Source organism: Microbispora sp. H10949 (genome assembly GCF_014161435.1).
GTDB lineage: Bacteria > Actinomycetota > Actinomycetes > Streptosporangiales > Streptosporangiaceae > Microbispora > Microbispora triticiradicis.
This window is the reverse complement of sequence record NZ_JABBWZ010000008.1, coordinates 42629-59904: the sequence shown is the minus strand read 5'-3', so window position 1 is coordinate 59904 and position 17276 is coordinate 42629. Positions and strand designations below refer to the sequence as shown.

The following is a 17276-nucleotide window of genomic DNA, read 5'->3' as shown; positions in this document are numbered from 1 at the left end:
GCGGGCCTGAGCGTAGGCGCTGGCGGCCTGCTCATACTCGCCCCGCATCCGCGCGACCTCCCCCAAACTCCTCAGAATGTGCGCCCGCACTGCCCACCGAGGAGGCTCGGCTCCTGGCCGAGACCGCCATCGAGAGCGGCATGCGCTGGGGCGAGCTCACCGAGCTCCGCGTCAAGGACCTCGACGTGCTCAGCCGGATCGTCACGGTGAGCCGGACGGTCATCGAGATCAACCACAAGCATCATCCCGAGGGGAAGCGGTTTCTGATCAAGGAGTATCCGAAAGACCGGGAATTTCGCCGCTTCAAGCTGAGCCCGCAGATCACGGCGAAGCTCGAGCAGCACATCGAAGACAGCAAGCTGGAGCGTGACGACCTGCTCTTCGTCTACCAGCCCGAGGAGTCCGCACCGCAGCCCAAGCTGGAGCCCGCAGAGCATCTGGGCCTGACCGAGCCGAACGCTGCCGGACGGCGATATCGGCATGGCACGCTCAGCGCGTACTCCGCGGGCAAGTGCCGCTGCGCGCACTGCAAGAACGCCTACGCCATTTACCGCGCCGAGCGCCGGTCCTCCGGCAAGGACAACCCGCGCCGGCCCCGCCGGTGGGACACCGACGGGCATATCCCCCGCCGCTGGTTCCGTGACCAGGTCTAGCGACCCGCGCTGGCCGCCTCGGGCCTGGAGTTCAAGGTCAAGATGCACGACCTCCGCCACGCCCACGCCTCCTGGCTGCTGGCCGGCGGCGCCGACCTCCAAGTCGTCAAGGAACGCCTCGGCCATGGCAGCATCTCCACAACCGAGAAGTACCTCCACACCCTTCCTGACGCCGACGAAACAGCCCTCGACGCCCTCGCCCGCACGCGGTCCCGTTCCGCACGTTGACCCGATTGGATGGAAGAAGGACCTGCGTCACGTCGCAAGTGAAGTACGCCGGGAAGCCTGGGCGGCAGGCCGGTCGTGGGCGAGGTAACCCGGCAGGTTGGCCTCCGGAGTCCCGGCCAGGGGCGCCAGCAAGTCGAGTATGAGCACGGCGTCCTTCTCCGGCAGCCGCAGCAGCGCCTGGCGCAGCTTGATGCTCCAGGCCGCCGGGTTGGGGAACGCGTCGAGCCGCGCCACGAGCGGCTGAAGCTCGACGCCGCGCCCCCACGGCGCCAGCCGATCGATATTCAGCTCACACCCGGTCGGGTAGTCGCGCCCGCCAATATGGACTGGCTTGTCGAGCCGTCGGACGTCCGAGGTCACCACGGCATGGCCGATGATCCGGCCGCGATCCCGTGTGGGGTTCCGGTAGGCACCGCGCGTCGTGTAAATCAGCAGCTCATCGCCCGGCCGGACCTGCGCGATCTCCGAGCGTGAGGTGGGCGGGAAGGCCATCCGCTGCTCATGCAGCACCCAGGCGATGGCCTGACGATCTCCCAGGATCAGCAGGTACGACGCGTTCTCTCTCACGCCTACAACGCTAGCGCCAGGCGGCCGTAAGGCTGAAGATCACGCGGCTCCGCTGCTCCAGCCGAACTGTTCGAGGCGGTGCCGGGCGACCTCGATCTCAGTGGGCGTGAACATCTCTGCGAACTGCGGCTGCACGACCAAGGCCTCGACCGTGAGGTCCAGCCGACCCCGTTCCCACAATGCCGCGAAGCCGTCCGACACTGCCGGCGAGCGCAGCAGCTTGCGCGCCGTCGCCAGACTGCCGTGCTCTGCCAGCATGCTCAGGAAATAGGAAGCGTGGTAGTTGGCCTCGCTGCGCGCCTTGTCGTAGATGGACCGCATTGCCGCGTCGAACTCGGCGGTCACCGTACCGTTCGCGAACGGTACGGCGAGCCCCTGCGGAACCTGCTCGTCACCCGCAGCCGTCTCGTTGCGGCGCGTCGCATAGCCAAGTAGGGCGTCCACCGAGGTGAAGACCTCATATCCCAGCTCTTCGAGCCTCGGCAGGTCGGCCACTTCGGGATCCAGCTCCAGTACGACTGGCTTGCCCTGGCCTGGCTGTAAGCCGTCGGGCCAGAACGCCTCGGCCATCGCCAGCCCCCGTCCGGTGAAAGGATCGGCGATCTCGCTGTCCAGCGCCGGCTCGGCATAGCCCAGCCGTACCAGTTCCTCGACCATCGCCTTGATCTGTGCGGACCGCACGTCATCTTGCTCGTCCGCCACAACGGCCATCGGCTGCAGTTCCGCGGCGGCAATCGGCGCGACCCCGTCCCGCAGCCCGGCGAGGAAGGACTGCGCCGCCTGCGCCAGCAGCTCACGTCGCGCCTCAAGGAAGTCCAGATACCGGTCCACCCGCCACAGGTCCCGGTCCATCGGGATCCATTGCGAGGCGAGAACGCCGGGGTGCTTCTCCTCCGCCTCGGCGAAGTACTCCTCCGGAGAGCGCTTGCCGATCACGAGGTTCGTATTCTGGGTCAGGAAGCAGAAGTTGGCGACGGCGTTGACGTGCACGCGGTCATAGTCCGCCTTGTACAGCAGCGCCTTCGGGAAGATGTGATGCACCTGCAGGGAGGTCAGCTTGCCCAACATTTCGGCGTGCAGTTCCAGCCCGCTGCCGAAGTCCCTGGCGCCGTGCACCCGGGTGAGCATGTAGAGCAGAGGGTAGAACCGCGAGCCCCGGGTCGAGCCTTCGAAGTCGTGTGGCCGGACCTCCAGGTTGCCACCGCGCCACCGCTCAAGCGACGCGATGAGTCCGTCAATCCCGGAACGCTCCACGGCGTCGTAGTCCTGAGCGAGCACGGTTTCCGTCGAACCGGCGAAGCGGCCCCACAGTGCGGCATGCACGTACCAGAACAGCACACGATCGCGATGCGCGCCGTCGATGAAACCCCCGCTGGGGGTGAGATGGAGCAGGCGGGAGACGACGGGGATCGCGTAACGCCCCATGAGGACCTGGTCGTGGTCGAGTCCCAACCGCCCCGACACCGCGCCCAGCAGCGTGTTGATATATCCGACGGACTTGGCCAGGGCCGACTCGAACTCCGTGTCCGAAACCGAATCCAGAGCGGCGAAAACGGCACGGCCGGTGGCGACCGCGGCAGCGTTGCGCAGCAGCCAGTCCAATGAGAAGTCGAAGCCCTTGGCCTGCCACTGCTTCAGGTGATGGCGCATGGTCTGACGGGCGGGTGACCACTGGGCGCAGATCTTGGCCAACGCGAGGTCACCCTTGGACAGAGCGGTTCCGCCCGAGTTGACCCGGTTGAAGATGTCGACGACGACGTCGACATTCTTGTCCGGGCCGGTGATCTTCTCTTCGTGGAACTCGCGGTTCTCCAGGTTCTTCAGCCGGTTCAACCGGGCGATGTAGGTCGAGAACCTGTCGGGATACTGCCCGAACGCGTGAATGAACGGCTCCAGCCCTTCGACGAACAGCCGCGTCACGTCCACCCAGCGGAGGTCGTCCCGCATCTTCGCCGGACCGTAGAACTCGAAGGTCTCATCCTCGACATTGAAGCGCAGACTCGTAAAGACGGAAGGATCGCCCTCGAAGAAGGCCGGAGCGTGGCCGCGCATGATCCCGTACAGCGACGTGATCCGCTGCTGCCCGTCCAGCAGCAGGAGCCGTACCCCTCCGTCGGTGGCGCCGCCGCGTACGGAGGCCATCTCGGGCGTGGTCTCCCAGAGCAGCAGGCCGCCGACCGGATATCCCTTGTACAGCGAGCGCATGAGCCCGCGGACCTGATCGCGATTCCACACGTACCCCCGCTGGAATTCCGGCAGGAGAACCGTCCCGTTGTCGATCTGGTGAAGGAGCACCGAGAGAGTGGCCAATTATCCGCTCCAGGTTGGGAATCTCATGATCCAAGGCATTACTGTACGGCTTGCGCCTGGCATTTCACCGGGTGTCAGGTAACGAATCCGGTCAGGAACTCGCTGGGTGCACCGTGCCACGACACGTACAGCTGCTCTCGCGCCCTGGTGCAGGCGACGAAAAGCAGGCATCGCTCCCGCTGAAGGTCCTGGGCGTGCGTCAGCTCATCCTCTTCGGCCGGCGTCACCGCACTCGACGGTGGCACCTGATGCTCTCCCACGCCGATGACGGCTATGCAGCGGAATTCCAGCCCTTTCATCCGGTGCATCGTCCCGGCACGCACCACGTCCTCGGCATCCGACGCCTTGGCCAGTGAGCGGGCCGGAACTCCCGTGCCCGTCAACATGACAATCGCCGAATCGGCCAGCATGTTGGATCGGGCCGCGATGCCGATCTCGGCTGGCTCTATCCCGGCGTCGATCCACCTGCGGACCTGACGCACCAGCGCGTCCAGCTCGTCCTTCAGCACCCGGAAGCCACGCAGCTCCGGTGGCAGTCCGTGCACCTGTGATCGGTATCCAGCCACCGTGTCGAGCCCGCCGTCCATGTCGTCGATCGGCTCGCCGCGGAGCATGCCGAGGCTCCAGCCAAGGATCTCGGCCGTGGTCCGGTAGTTGATCGTCAACCGGGCGGAGCGTCCTGTGACGTTGATGCCGATCTCGCGGAACGAGACCCGACTGTTGTAGATCCGCTGGTGGCTGTCCCCCGCGATGAACATGTCATCGGGTCCCTCGGCGACCGCCGCGCGTAAGAGCCGCCACTGAACCGGATGCAGGTCCTGAGCCTCATCGACGATGACGTGCCGATATGGCTTCACCGGCCGCTCGCACAACAGCTTGGTGGCTTCGACGCAGATCATCTCGTGTGTCCAGACGTTGCGCCGTTTCAGCTCCTCCTGAAACTCCCATACCGCCTGCCAGAGCTGGGCCTTCTGCCTAGTCCCGAGGCGACGGCCCCGCCCGGCTCTCTTGGCCGTCAGGTACTCGGCCGCACTGGTCACCTGCTGGGCGAGTATGACGTGCCGCCATTCCTCTGCGAGGAACGTCTCGGTGAAGGGAAGATCCAAGCGCTTGACGATCCGGCGCCAGATGTCCCTCTCCTCCTTGTCCCGGAGGATGGCGGCACGGCCGTGCTGTTCTGCGAAGATCTGGTAAGAGAGCTGGTCCACGTGCCGGACGTCAATGCGGTCGCGCACCTGCGCCGAGTCGATCAACAGCCGGAGCCCCGCCTCGAGTGAGGTGGAAAGCGTCGAGGTGAACGTGGTCACCAGTACGGGGCCTGCACCCTGCGTGGCGAGGTGGTGCGCGCGGTGCAGGGCGACGACCGTCTTCCCGGTTCCCGGCCCGCCCGTCACGCGCGCCGGGCCGCTGAAGGCCGCGTGCGCCACCTGATACTGCGCCGGGTGAAGATAGATCTTCCACAGCGCGAACGGGTGGCGGAACACCTCCATGAGTTCGCCCGGTCCCTCGACCAACACGACGCGCTCCGGCGTGCGAGCCACCGCGGCCGCGATGTCGTCGGTGTCGTACGCCCCTCCCTCGGAAGGCGCACCGAGCTCGGCCCACACCTCCTCTGGGGTCAGGCCCGCGGCCAGGCCGTACAGTGCGTCCCACTGGTTCTGCGGCAGGAACGCCCGGGATGCCTCCAGTTGGACGACGTCGGTCAGTGCACGCGCGAAGGTCAGTGTCTGCTCATCGACTCCCAGCCGAAGCAGATCGCCGTCGCTGACGTGTCCAAACAACCGTCGCGGTGTCCGATCCGAGGCGACCACGAGCTCGGGCAGCGTAACTTCGATGGCAGCGCTGTCTCGGATCTCTATCCGGCCTGTCGCGGCGTTCACTGACGCACGGTGGCGCTCCGCCCAGGTGTAAGCGTCGTCGTGTGGCAAGACTTTTAGCAGGGTGTAGACGTCACCCGTGTCCGGCGCGAGCACGACGCCGCGCCAGAATCTGTCAATACGAATGGTCCGGAAGCGGTCGTCACGGGCGTTACTCAACTTCTCCAGGTGCAGCCCCGCGTACGTCGCCTGCTCGAACTTCGCGAAGACTTCGGTGATGCGGTCCTGCACGGACCGTTCCAGTCTCCCAAAGTCGCGCAGGAACTCCTTGTCGATTCCCAGCGTCGGCATCTCAGCTCTCACCATCCAGACTGTCCAAGATCTCAATGATCTTGATCACGCTGGGATGGCCGGAGCCGTACCGCCGCTCGAGATCAGGCAACAGGTCCGTCAGAGTCTTCTTCGCTCGGATCCGATCCCCCGCGCCAAGTTCGAGCAGTGCGATCTGGCGCCGCAACTCCAGCACCCGGTCCTCATCAACACCGAACCGCTTCTCGTCCTCCAGCAGCCTGCCGAGCTCCGCGAGCGCGGCGGTGGTTTCGCCGATGGCGGCATGGCAGTTCGCTTCCATCAGCCGAAAGCGCAGGACAAGATCGCTATCAGGCCCGTCCCGCTCGGTGAGGTCCACGGCGAGCCTGGCGAACTCAGGAGCTGCCCGACGATAATCCCCAGCCAGAAAGAGCACGTCCGCCAGCTCAATGCGCAATGAGATCACGTCGGAGTTGGCCTCACCAAGCGAACGTGCCGCAGGCCCCGCGACTCCGGCAAGCACCTCAGCAGCCTGAGTGAAGCGGGATTCGGCCTTGAGCGCCTGGGCGTCTTTACGGGCCACCGCCATGTCACTCGACCTGAAAGGCTCAGGCGAGGCGACAGAGGGTGCGGGCGCCGAACGCACGGGCTCGCCGACGCCTTTCCCGGCGCTCAGACGTTCGCCGATCCGCCCCACGACGCCCGCATACATGCGAACCGGGTGCGGCGTGCCCGCGTCCACATACCCGGTGAACGAGGGCAGGTGGCGACAGAAATCCAGCAGGCGCTCGTAGACCACGACAGCTGACGTGGGCCGGTTATCCGGCGACTTCTCCAACAGCCACAGGACCAGCCGCTCCAACCCTTCGGGCACATCGCGCCGCCGGTGGCGCAACGGCTGCGGAGGCCGGCCCATATGGTTGTGCATGGACGCCAAGGGTGTGGCTCCGCAGAACTGGTTCTCTCCGGAGAGCATCTCATCCAGAACCACACCGAGGGAGTAGAGATCGCTCTGCGGGCTCGTCACACCCGCCATCGCCTGTTCGGGCGCCATGTACTCCGGTGTGCCTACCGCGACGCCGGTACGAGTAAGCCTGGTGGCCGTTGGCGAGAGCGCGGCGGCGATTCCGAAGTCCAGCACCTTGACCGTGCCATCAGGGCTCAGCATGAGATTGCTCGGCTTCAGGTCCCGGTGGACGAGGGAGCTGGCATGGGCCACAGCCAGCACCGAGCACACTTGGGCGGCGATCGCCGCGGCCCACGCGACCGGGATCTCAGTCTCGTCGAGAAGGGTCGTGACAGAGTAGCCGTTGATCAGCTGCATGACCAGGTAGAGCTCTTCCCCGTGCGTGCCGCAGTCGTAGACGGCCGGGACACCCGGGTGTTCAAGACGCGCGGTGATCCGCGACTCGCGGACGAAGCGCTGTGTGAGCTCCTTGTCCGGTTTGCCGTCCGGGAGCCGATCGATTCGGATGAACTTGATCGCGATCGGCCGGTCCAGGCGCTTGTCGTAGCCGAACCAGACTTCGCCCATCCCACCGCCGCGCCACGATAAGGGATCCAGCTCGTAACGATCGTCGATGGTCCGCCTGCTCAACCCCGCCGCCCTCCACAACAAGCTCTTCTTTACCCGAGAAATTACAGGATCAGCAATCAGTAGATTGGTTTCTCTGAAACCTCCGCATTCCTAGGATCGCATCATGCCTCTCGAGGATGTGGTTGACGCTCAGCGTGACGGCGCCCATGGGCGGGTGGCTGCGCGCAAGTCTCCCTTTGTTGTCGTACTGAGCGTTACCTGGGCATTTGTCCCGCTTGTCTCGTTCGGCCTGTTGACCTCGGTCGTCATCGCATCCGCCGCGATTCGGCTGAAGAGCCGAAGACAAGGCATCGCAGCCGGGGGTTACCTCGTCCTGTTCGTCGCCTACGTGGCCACGGCCGGGGTTCGCGACTTCGCTCACGACGACTGGCAGAACCAGGTAGCGATGTGGGTTTGGTACCTCGGACCGTGGTGGGGCGGCACTGTGCACGCTTTCGTCCTCAGGGCTCAAGTGTTCCGGCCGCGCGTGACGACGCGGTCGTCGCAGATGCGGTCGTACACCGGCCCTTCTCCCGCGCCTACGCCTTCCGGCACAGCTTCCAGACCGTCTGAACACGAAGCCCCAGCGGTCGCGGTGCAAGCAAGCACCTGGTCCTCTTCCTGGGATCCCTGGGGGACTCCCGCCTCATCTGTCCATAACTACAGCGATCAGTCACGCAAACTTGGCCCCTTTACGCTCCTTCACAGGTTGGGTGAGGGCGGGCAAGGCGCGGTCTACCTTGGGACGGCGCCTGACGGCCGGCAAGTCGCGATCAAGGTTCTGCACGAGCGGTTCCGGGGTGGGACGAAGGAACGCGCCGACTTCAAGCGCGAGGTAACCGCGGCTCAACGGGTGCCTCCGTTCTCCACGGCGCGAATCATCGACGTGGGCGTCGAGGGCGACACCGCCTACATCGTGAGCGAATTCGTTCCGGGACGATCTCTTGAAAGGCTCGTACGCGAGGACGGTCCCCTTGCGGGCGACAGCCTGATCCGGCTGGCCATCGCGACCTCGGCAGCGCTCAACGCCATCCACTCCGCCAAAATCATCCATCGTGATTTCAAGCCCGCCAACGTGCTGCTCGGGCCGGACGGGCCCCGCGTGATCGACTTCGGGATCGCCAAGGCGCTGGACCAGGTGACGATGACCTCGGGCGGCGTCAAGGGCACACCAGCGTACATGTCGCCGGAGCATGTCTCCGGCCTGCCCATCAGCCCCCAGGCCGACATCTTCAGCTGGGCCTCGACGATGTTCTACGGGGCGACCGGCCGTCTCGCCTTCAGCGGCGCGACGACTTTCCAGGTCTTCCAGGCGGTCCTTCACCATCAACCTGACCTTCGCGTCCTGCCACCGTCATTGCGAGACCCCATGGCCGCCTGTCTGGACAAGGACCCCCGGAATCGGCCGACGGCAGCGCAGCTCATGCTGGCCATCGCCCGCTAATCGGCCGGTTTGAGTTCTCCGTCGATAAGGCCTTGAAGGACCTGTGTTGCGAGCACGACCCCCAGCTCGGAGGTCTGGCGTACAGCGGTTTCGAAAGCCTCTAGCTGGCGGAAGACCTCACCGTACCGTCGTTGTTCGGCGATCGGCAGGCGGGGCAGTTGTGCCCGCCGCGCGTCGACCCTATATGTCCCGGACAAGGTGCTTGAGGCTCGCTCCGCGGAGACGCGCAGGAAGCCGGCCACGAAGTGAGGGTCGAGCGTCTCCTGGTCCACGCGGATGACGAAAAGGTGCGGTCCGAGAACCACTTCTTCGGTCATGACTCGCGCCATCACAGCGTGAGTAATCGCCGGGACCACGATGTCGCCGGGGTTGGCGGTTACGGTTTCCCGCCCTACCTGCCCGCGACCCGTCGGGCCGCGGCCGAGCACCAAATCCTTTGCTATGAGCAGCGGCACCTCCCCCGACTCTGTCTCCATCCGCATCGGAGTCTGCTCCAGCTGGACGGTCCCCGCCCGCGCCAGCTCGCCGAGGGTTGTCATGGTCAGGTCCCGAGTCTCCCGGCTTACGGCCGGCAGCAGCCGGGCCAGCGCAGAAGCCCGTTCCTCGAGATCATCTCGAGCCTTGTCGATGTCTCCCATCCGCACGGCGGCTGCCTTCGGAAGGTAGCGCGACGGCGTGAGGTCTACTTCGTCGTCCAGTAGCTCAAGGATCGGTACGGCGCGGCCAACCGACTCCACGCCATCCCCGAACGCCTCGACCGGACCATCGCCCATCAGCACATGCGAGGGAATGGCGCCCTTGCCTTCGGGCCTCCGCAGTAGCCATAGATGGGGCGGCAACGACGACTGCGGGGCCGATCCCGCAGGCAGCCCGATCACGGCCTGCAAAGTCCCTGTCCGCAACAGCTGCGACCGGATCCGACGCCCTGAACGGCGGTTCGCGGCGGCCGGCGGCATCAGTAACACCACCTGGCCGCCCGGGCGCACCCGGGCAAGGCAGTGCTGCGCCCACGCCAGTTCGGACTCACCCCGCGGCGGCAATCCATACTGCCAGCGCTGGTCGTTGGTCAGTTCCTCATATCCCCAGCCCCGTTCGTTGAACGGCGGAATGCACAACGCGCCGTCCACTTCGGCATCCGGAAATGCATCGGCGACCAGCGCGTCACCGGCGCGGATGTCGACGTCCGCTTGCTGCGCCGCCAGCCGAGCCTCGGCGAAGCGGGCCATGGCGGCATCCCGTTCCTGGCCGAGCAGACGATGCGCGTGCGGCCGGGCGGCCAGCAGCAAAGTTCCGAAACCGCAGAGGGGATCGAGCACTGTGCCGCAGGGGCCGAGCAGCCTGACCATCAGCGCGGCGACATCTGGGGAAACGATCTGTACTCGACGTGAATGCGTCTCGATGTAGCGCCGGAACAAGAACTCCACCGTGTCACGCAGACCGCGCTCAGCAGCCAGGCCCGTCACGGCTTTCAGCAATGCCACCGGTACGTCGACGCCCGCTGGGTCTCGCCGCTTCAGCGGGTCGTTCCCCTCAGATTGGACGAGGAACGCCACCACGGAACTCACCAGCGAGGCGAGGTGAAGATCATCCGCCGAGTTGCGGATCTGCTGCCACACTCGCTCGTCTTCAGGCAGCTCTGCCAGCTTCCCTTGTCCACGCAGCCATGCTTCGACCTCGGTCAGCGAAAAGAGCGGGTTTGACGAGGTGCCACCAACTGGATCGGGAAAGTCCTGAAATCTGCGGCGCCAGTTGCTGACGGCCGCCCGGCCCACCCCAGCCAGACGTGCGATGTCGCCCGCCGCCACTCTGGCGTCGTCGTGCATCACATGCATCTCCCATTCCCCGAGTTCAACGATCTAGCGCAGCCGCTCCAGCAGACCTTTCGCGCGCAGCTCAGCGATGTGCTCGGCCGCCCGTTGCGGAGCCGTTCCACCGTGAACGAGCAGCCCGGCCTCGATGTTCTTCGCCACGCCTGACTGGGTCAGGTTGGCGCTGGACACCAACAGCACCCGCCGGTCCGCCACGGCCAGCTTCGCGTGCATCTTCGCACCCTGCTCCATGCGCCTGTTCATCGGCCAATGCCATAGGTCGAGACCGGACACCGACGAAAACGCTGCCGACGGCTCGGCACCGCCCATGGCGGACCCCGCCCCCTGGAGGGTCTCGACGACTACCGTCACTGACACGCCGCGCTCGACGGCCGCGCGAAGCGCCTTCAGCAGCGGAGTGTACGGCTTGGCCGAATAGGTCATCAGCAGAAGTTCGCGTGCCGCCTCGGAGACGAGATCTACGAGAACCTGAGTGGTCGCTCGGACAGGCACGGCATGCGTGCTCGGCCCGCTCCACACGGACTCGACCCGGCTGGCACCCGCATGCTGGGCATGCCCATCGGCCACTCCTCGAAGATATGCGACCGCCTCGGCGTCAGGCACATGCTCCATCTCCTGCGCGTCGAGGACCGCCTGTGCCGCCTCGGCGAAACCCGGCACAGGCACCGTGCCAGGAATCGCACTCCGTGGCCACCCGTCCCCGATCCGGTCCGCGAGGGTACGAAGCCGGGAAGGCCCGAGCAGGGCGGCGGCTTTCGCCACTGCACGCTCGAAGCGCTGCGACGATCTCATGGCAGCTCGGGATAGAGGGCGAGGTCGGGGTCGTCGATGGGCACCACGAACCTGCGGTCGAGGAATCGGTTGCCCCGCTCGCATGTCGTTTCGGAGACGAACAGGCACACGTGGCAGGCGGCGCCGTGGAGGAAGTCGGCGGGTGCCTGCGGAAGACGTTCCGAGCACAGTGGATCGGACGAGCAGCGCATCGCATCGCGCAGTGCCCGACGCGTGAGCCGTACGAGGTTGGCGGGCTCGGCCAGCGAGACGAGGCCGCCCAGGGTTCCCTCGGCGTCGGGCACTGCCGTGTAGATGAGGATGCCGCTACGCCGGTCGTCGTAGCTGCCCGCGTAGATGCGTTCGGAAAGGCTGGCGGAGCTGTACCCACATTCCAGCGCGATGGTGCGGATGAGCAGGTGGGACAGGGTGTGCAGGGCGTAGAACCGAGCTCCCGGCCAGTGCTGCATCTCGTCGAAGGCGCCACGGATGCGGTCACTGTAGCGGTGCGTCCGAAAGCGGCCGTACGCCTCCTTGTGTTCACGCAACGCGAGTGTGTTCTCGACCCGCTTCTCCCAGTCCGCAAGCAGGTCCTCGGGCAGTTTGAGGAAGATGCCCTCGCCCCTGACCTCGCTGGCCGGCACCCACGTGGCCCTGTCTCTGGCGAGGGGGGCCCGGGTGACCAACTCCGGGTCCTCGGGGTCCGGCGCGTCGAGGCGGGTGAATCCGATCAGCGCGCGGACTTCCCGGAGGCGCTCCGCCTGGACGACGTCGGCGTAGACGCCGCGCAGCGGCTCGGGGACTCCCTCAGGATCGCGGCGCAGGGCGAAGTCTTCGTCGGGCTCGGGCAATTCAGGCGCGGACAGCACCTCCCATTCGGCGGTACGCAGGTCGGGGTAGCCCTCGGCCTTCGTTGCCTCCACACCGTCGAGCCGGGCGCGGTGCCGCTCGATCGCGTCCCACACCGCCTGGTCGTCCCACTTGTCGAACTCTCTGAGCGCGGGTACGGCACCACGCATAAAGGGCAGCATGTTCGGGCCGGGAATGCCGTAGAGAGATGTCCAGTGCTGGGCGACCTTGGCGTCCAGCACACTGCCTCCCAGCTCCGGCACCCACAGCGAGGACAGCGTCTGTGCGAACCACTGGTTGGAGGCTCCGACGACGAGCACCCGCACGGGCCGCGTGCACGACTCGAACGTGGACAGGTGCGGATGGCGGCCCCGGCATCCCGGCAGGTTCTGCTCGCCTCGCCGGCCCATGGCTTCGGTGATGTTGCGCCGCAGCCCGCAGCGTTCACATTTGATCTCCACGTTGGCACCCATGTTGCCGCCGCGGTCGTCCATGCTCAGGGGCGGGAAGTCCACCTCACAGGTGCCGCCTCGATGCACGAAGCGCACGTAGGGGAAGTCGTCCAGATGGCCTGCCGTACACGCGAGCACGAAGCGGGCGGCCACGGCCAGGGGGCGGGGACCGGACTTCTTGCGTGGGCAGTTTTTATGGAAGAACCGGGCCTCGTGCGGCGCATGCGCCTTCGGGTTCTCAAAGCCGAAAACGACCTGCGACTCAATGGGCGCCAGCATGTTGCAGGCCGTGCATCTCATCCATGCGGGAAAGGGGACCGTGGGGACGCCCACGCGCGCGGCCATGCCGCTCTGGTCCTGGTCCGGCATCCACGGAGCGGGGCGCAACTGCTCGACGTTCTTGCCGAGGAGGGTCTGGACGGCGGCCAGGAGCCTAGGCTCGGCCAGTGGCTCCCAGTCGGGAATCATGTCGTAGCGCCAGTCGTCCAGCCCTTTGACCAGCACGGAGAAGTTCGGCAGGTCCACCAGCGCGCCGACGCCGCCGGTGAACATCAGGTGGCTGGGACGGACGGCGCCAACCCTGCGCCGGTGTCCTTCTGGCTTGCCGGCCATCACTGCCCCTTTCCGTTCAGCGTGCTCTCACCGAGCTCGTCCCCTTCGGGAGTGTCAGCGTCGTCGTCTTCGGCGCCGGTCGTGGCGAAGGCCCAGTCGGGTGCCCCGTACACAGGAGCGAACATCTCCTCCAAGCGGGGGACCAGAAGGTTGATCTCGTTCTCGGTCTCGCGCATGGACTGGCCGACGGTCATCGTGTCCCATGGGCCGTCTCCCGCGGCACGCAAAAGCCCCGCGAGTGGCTGCTTGGTGGAGGAACTCGCCTGGTAACCCAGCCTGTTCTGCCCGCTCCGTTCCTTGAGCCACTTGTCGGTCACAACATCGAGGCGTTCGCGCAGGTAGTCACGGCCGCGTTCACCCGCGACCGCCTCCGCGCGGGACAGGAATCGTTCCCTGATCCGTCCGGCGATCGGGCCGTCCAGCGGCACGTCGTGGGCGTCGGAATTGCGCGAGTAAGTCTCCTCCGCGTTCCGCAGCGCGGCGACGAACGCCGCCGTGACGCCTCGGTCCAGTGCCCGTCGGGTGTACGGGGTGACCGACAGCGCCTCCACCTGGCGATAGAAGGTGGCGTGGTAGTGCTCGAAGTCCTCGAAATGCGCGAGGTCGCGCGGCCGAGACCAGTTGGACAGCGTGACCACCAACCCGGGCCGTTCAGCGTCACGGCCGATACGGGAGGAAGCCTGGATGTACTCGGCCGTGTTCTTCGGCTGCCCGGTCACCACCATCAGACCGAACCTGGACACGTCGACACCGACCTGCAGCATCGAGGTGGCCAGCACGACATCGACCGGAAGCCTCTTTCTCGCTAGCCGCCTACCCACCAGCGGATGCTCCGGACGTTTGTCACGGAAGGCGAACGCCCGTTCGGCACTGAGGTCGAACTTCCGGCGCGAGGTGTCGAACTCGGGATCGAAACCGACCTCGAGGTTCCTGAGCACCTCGCTGATGTCAGTGGAAGAGATCCGGGAGGTGAGCTCCTGGACGGTGAGCATTTCCAGCCGGGTCGCCAGCCGGTTGGACAGGCCCTTTCGCTTCCCGTGTGTGCGGATACGGGTCGTCACGTCGTCATCGACGTACCGGCGCATGCCGGCTAGCTCTCGGGTGGCGTTGAAGTAGCCGACGAGCGTCATATACGGATCGGCGGGCTTGCCGTACCTGTCGAAGACCGTCTGGCCGGCGATGAGCAGGATCTCGGCGAGCCGGATCTCGGCGGACTTGAGACGAACGCCATGTGCGCAGACGCCCAGATAGCGTCGCCCGGGAGTCTCGGGTGTAATCGGCACCTGACGGGAGAAGAAGGTGTCCGTCACATCGATGACCTGCGGTGGAAAGATGGCGAGCTCGCGGGCGAAGACCCCGAGCACCTGCGCGTCGGCTCGCTTCGTCGTCGCGGTGGAGGCAATGATCTTCGGTCCGCATCCGTCGCCCCAGGTGCACAGCTCGTCCACGGCTGCCTCGAAAAGGCCGACGGTTGTGCCGAGCGCACCGGAGATCAGGTGCAGCTCGTCCTGGATGATCAGGTCCGGCGGACGCAGCCGGGTCACCGGCTGGACTTGGGTCGCGGGGAGCATGCCCTTGGCGTTGTGCTTGGACGTGCATTTGGTCTTGTCATTCAGGTCCTCGTGCCGGTAGCCGTGCCGTGGGCACCATTCCCGGACCCGACCGAACAGGTGGCCGGCGAAGCCACGCCACGGAAGCTGGGCCAGTTTGTCGACGGTGGCGATGACCAGGCTCGGGGTGAGCCGGTAGATCTCCTCGTCCACGGTGAGGATCGGAAGCCCCTCTCCAGGTGACATCCTCCGAGAGAACGGACAGGCGTTCTGCCCCTCACCGTTGGCGCAGTACAGCAAGACACGACGGCGATCGTCGTCGATGTGCAGGTCCTCGTGCCCCCGCAACGTCTGACCGCACCACGGGCACGACAGAGTTTGCAGAACGTTCGGGCGCTTGCCTTCGGGGGCCGCCCGAGCGTCACTCACCTCCTTGGTCGCGCCCTCGAACCAGTTTGGGGAGACGGCTCCGCCGACCCACAGCCCTATCCGGAACGGCGTGCCGCCCCAGGTCTGCTCGTCGCGGCGGCGGAGCATCTCGGCGGCGCACACGAGCGCGGCAGCCCGCTGGAACTGCTGGGCGGTGAGCAACCGCAGGGTGTAGCGCATGAGGACGGCCACGCCGTCCAGCCCACTGCGCGCCTGCTCTGCCGCACCCACCACCTTCTGGAGCCGTCTGATCGCAAATGTATAGGCGGTCAGCCCCAGGTACGCCTCGGTCTTGCCGCCACCGGTCGGGAAGAACAGCAGGTCGGCGGTGGCCGTGTGGTCGGCCGCCCGCTCCGGGTGCGCTGGGTCGGTCAGCGAGGGCAGGTTGAGGAGCACGAAGGCGAGCTGGAACGGGCGCCAGGAGGCCGCCTTGGCTCCCTCATTCTCAACGAGAGCGGTCGCGGCCTCGAATGTCAGGCCCCGCTCCTGCCGGAGCTTGGCGATCGCCGAGTGCCGCCGCTGCGACGCCATCGCCTCGTTGGCGAACCGGAACGCCTTCAGCGCGTCCTCATTCGAGGCCAGCAGATCGATCCCAGCACGAAGGCGCTGGGCCGCCCGGCGCGCCTTGAACACCGCGTTCACGGCCACCGGACGCAGCGCTTCCGGCAAGGTCGGGATCTCGTCGGCGCGCTTCTCCAGCCAGGCCGAGTAGTCGTCGGCGAGTGGTGCGAGCCCGGCGCGCAGCTGATCGATGTCGGCCGAGGCCAGGGCGTCCATCGACAGCTCGACGTCCCTGAGCCCGCTGGTCGGCGCGATGGTCGCGGGCACGTTGTAGACGGGTAGCCATGTCGTCCGCAGCTCGTGCGCGCACCGCTCGTTGTCACGCAGGCTTGCGTGCACGGCGACATTTCGTCCGGAGGCATACCGCCGCTCATTCCGGTAGAGGAGCCGCAGGTGAGCGTCCTCCTCGTCGTATCCTTCCCCACCGCCGTCGAGCGGGTCGTCGATGGGCAGGAAGATCGCCGCGTCGCCGTCGAGCGCCCTGACCCGCAGCTCTGTCTGGAACAGCCAGGCCGCATCCTTGTTGCTGTTTGGCTCCCGCTGGGTGTTGATCAGCGATAACTCCACCACCCTGCGTCCGTGCCGAGGACGTACGGCCACCGCGAGCAGCACGCCGGGGTCGTCGACGGTGGCGCCGGTGAGCGGGATCCGGCAGGTCGACTCCCGGTCGAGCCGGACCTCCTTGTCGTACGTGACCGGCTCACGGGACCAGGTCCGGGCCTTCTTGCCGTCGTCGCGCTCGATCTCCGTCTTGCTGTACCGCCCCCACGAGGCGGTGACCGCGATCACGTCTACGTCGGCGGGGACGGCGAAGGACAACCCCATCGAGGAAGCCCATAAGCGCCCGAGGTTCTGCGACGTGAGAACGTCGGGCAGCTCGGCTTCGGCAGCATCACCCTGGACACCGGTCTCAGTGTCAGGCACCTCGTCGGCCTCGTCGCGCGAGGAAATCGGCGAGTGCTTGGGACCTAACATGCCGACGAGGTAGCGCTCGCGCGGCCCCATCGCCCGCGGCGGGAACTCCTCCAGGTCGCCGTCCCACGGCCCGAGCAGGTCGCGACAGACGAGCTCCTGGAACTCGTCCCGCACCTCGTACGATGATGTCTCGGCGAAGACCTGCGGCACGTCCAACGGGGGGACGGCCTCTTCCTGCTCGGTCGCTGCGGCTTCGGCCACCTCAGCGGATCCCGACGCGGTCAGGTCGAGAGCCTGCTGCCTGTTTCCCAGCTTGGGAAACAGATCCCCCTGGTCACTCGTCATGGCGCTGACCATTCCTTCCGCACTGCGATCGGGTGTCGTCCAGGCCGGCTCGCCGAGTG

The 17276-nt window shown here is 66.4% G+C and carries 11 protein-coding genes; 3 read left to right on the top strand and 8 right to left on the bottom strand.

The annotated features are described in order from the left end of the window. Window positions 1-140 precede the first annotated feature (140 nt). Together HHX40_RS21705 and HHX40_RS35845 are read left to right on the top strand one after the other, a co-directional pair. Window positions 141-653, top strand: coding sequence for a hypothetical protein (locus tag HHX40_RS21705; protein WP_220499428.1), 513 nt, complete (start codon window positions 141-143; stop codon window positions 651-653). Between the two features lie 9 nt (window positions 654-662). Then, window positions 663-881, top strand: a complete 219-nt coding sequence (locus HHX40_RS35845; RefSeq protein ID WP_310738235.1) for a tyrosine-type recombinase/integrase — start codon at window positions 663-665, stop codon at window positions 879-881. 27 nt (window positions 882-908) lie between these two features. Here the strand turns inward: HHX40_RS35845 and HHX40_RS21700 are convergent, their stop codons facing one another. The 4 genes from HHX40_RS21700 to HHX40_RS21685 all read right to left on the bottom strand — a co-directional run bounded on the left by HHX40_RS21700 (window position 909) and on the right by HHX40_RS21685 (window position 7481). Then, a complete protein-coding gene (locus HHX40_RS21700) occupies window positions 909-1448 on the bottom strand; it encodes a hypothetical protein (RefSeq protein WP_182882084.1) in 540 nt (179 codons plus the stop codon). Between the two features lie 39 nt (window positions 1449-1487). Further along, window positions 1488-3758: a GmrSD restriction endonuclease domain-containing protein gene (locus HHX40_RS21695; RefSeq protein WP_182882083.1), complete on the bottom strand. Its 2271-nt coding sequence runs from the start codon at window positions 3756-3758 to the stop codon at window positions 1488-1490. Window positions 3759-3832: 74 nt separating this feature from the next. After that, window positions 3833-5926 carry a UvrD-helicase domain-containing protein gene (locus HHX40_RS21690; RefSeq protein WP_182882082.1) on the bottom strand — a complete coding sequence of 698 codons (2094 nt, stop codon included), beginning with the start codon at window positions 5924-5926 and terminating at the stop codon, window positions 3833-3835. 1 nt (window position 5927) lies between these two features. Then, window positions 5928-7481: a serine/threonine-protein kinase gene (locus HHX40_RS21685; RefSeq protein WP_259403826.1), complete on the bottom strand. Its 1554-nt coding sequence runs from the start codon at window positions 7479-7481 to the stop codon at window positions 5928-5930. A gap of 103 nt (window positions 7482-7584) precedes the next feature. On the opposite strand from HHX40_RS21685, the gene HHX40_RS21680 reads away from it, so the two are divergent. Continuing rightward, window positions 7585-8904 carry a serine/threonine-protein kinase gene (locus HHX40_RS21680; RefSeq protein WP_182882081.1) on the top strand — a complete coding sequence of 440 codons (1320 nt, stop codon included), beginning with the start codon at window positions 7585-7587 and terminating at the stop codon, window positions 8902-8904. On the opposite strand, the gene HHX40_RS21675 is transcribed toward HHX40_RS21680, so the two are convergent. The 4 genes from HHX40_RS21675 to drmA are packed head-to-tail and all read right to left on the bottom strand — an operon-like array spanning window position 8901 to window position 17217. Next, window positions 8901-10727 (bottom strand): N-6 DNA methylase, encoded by a 1827-nt coding sequence (locus HHX40_RS21675; protein WP_182882264.1) that lies wholly within the window; start codon window positions 10725-10727, stop codon window positions 8901-8903. The two genes, HHX40_RS21680 and HHX40_RS21675, sit on opposite strands and share 4 nt — an antisense overlap. A 33-nt stretch (window positions 10728-10760) precedes the next feature. Next, window positions 10761-11525: a DISARM system phospholipase D-like protein DrmC gene (drmC, locus tag HHX40_RS21670; protein WP_182882080.1), complete on the bottom strand. Its 765-nt coding sequence runs from the start codon at window positions 11523-11525 to the stop codon at window positions 10761-10763. Further along, window positions 11522-13417, bottom strand: a complete 1896-nt coding sequence (gene drmB, locus HHX40_RS21665; RefSeq protein ID WP_182882079.1) for a DUF1998 domain-containing protein — start codon at window positions 13415-13417, stop codon at window positions 11522-11524. Before drmB ends, drmC begins: the two co-directional genes overlap by 4 nt. Beyond that, window positions 13417-17217 (bottom strand): DISARM system helicase DrmA, encoded by a 3801-nt coding sequence (drmA, locus tag HHX40_RS21660; protein ID WP_182882078.1) that lies wholly within the window; start codon window positions 17215-17217, stop codon window positions 13417-13419. Before drmA ends, drmB begins: the two co-directional genes overlap by 1 nt. Window positions 17218-17276: the final 59 nt, after the last annotated feature.

Coding starts and splice junctions, on each gene's coding strand:
- HHX40_RS21705 (WP_220499428.1), top strand. CDS start 141: ATGCGCTGGGGCGAGCTCACCGAGCTCCGCGTCAAGGACCTCGACGTG.
- HHX40_RS21690 (WP_182882082.1), bottom strand. CDS start 5,926: ATGCCGACGCTGGGAATCGACAAGGAGTTCCTGCGCGACTTTGGGAGA.
- HHX40_RS21680 (WP_182882081.1), top strand. CDS start 7,585: ATGCCTCTCGAGGATGTGGTTGACGCTCAGCGTGACGGCGCCCATGGG.
- HHX40_RS21675 (WP_182882264.1), bottom strand. CDS start 10,727: ATGCACGACGACGCCAGAGTGGCGGCGGGCGACATCGCACGTCTGGCT.
- drmC (WP_182882080.1), bottom strand. CDS start 11,525: ATGAGATCGTCGCAGCGCTTCGAGCGTGCAGTGGCGAAAGCCGCCGCC.
- drmB (WP_182882079.1), bottom strand. CDS start 13,417: ATGGCCGGCAAGCCAGAAGGACACCGGCGCAGGGTTGGCGCCGTCCGT.
- drmA (WP_182882078.1), bottom strand. CDS start 17,217: ATGACGAGTGACCAGGGGGATCTGTTTCCCAAGCTGGGAAACAGGCAG.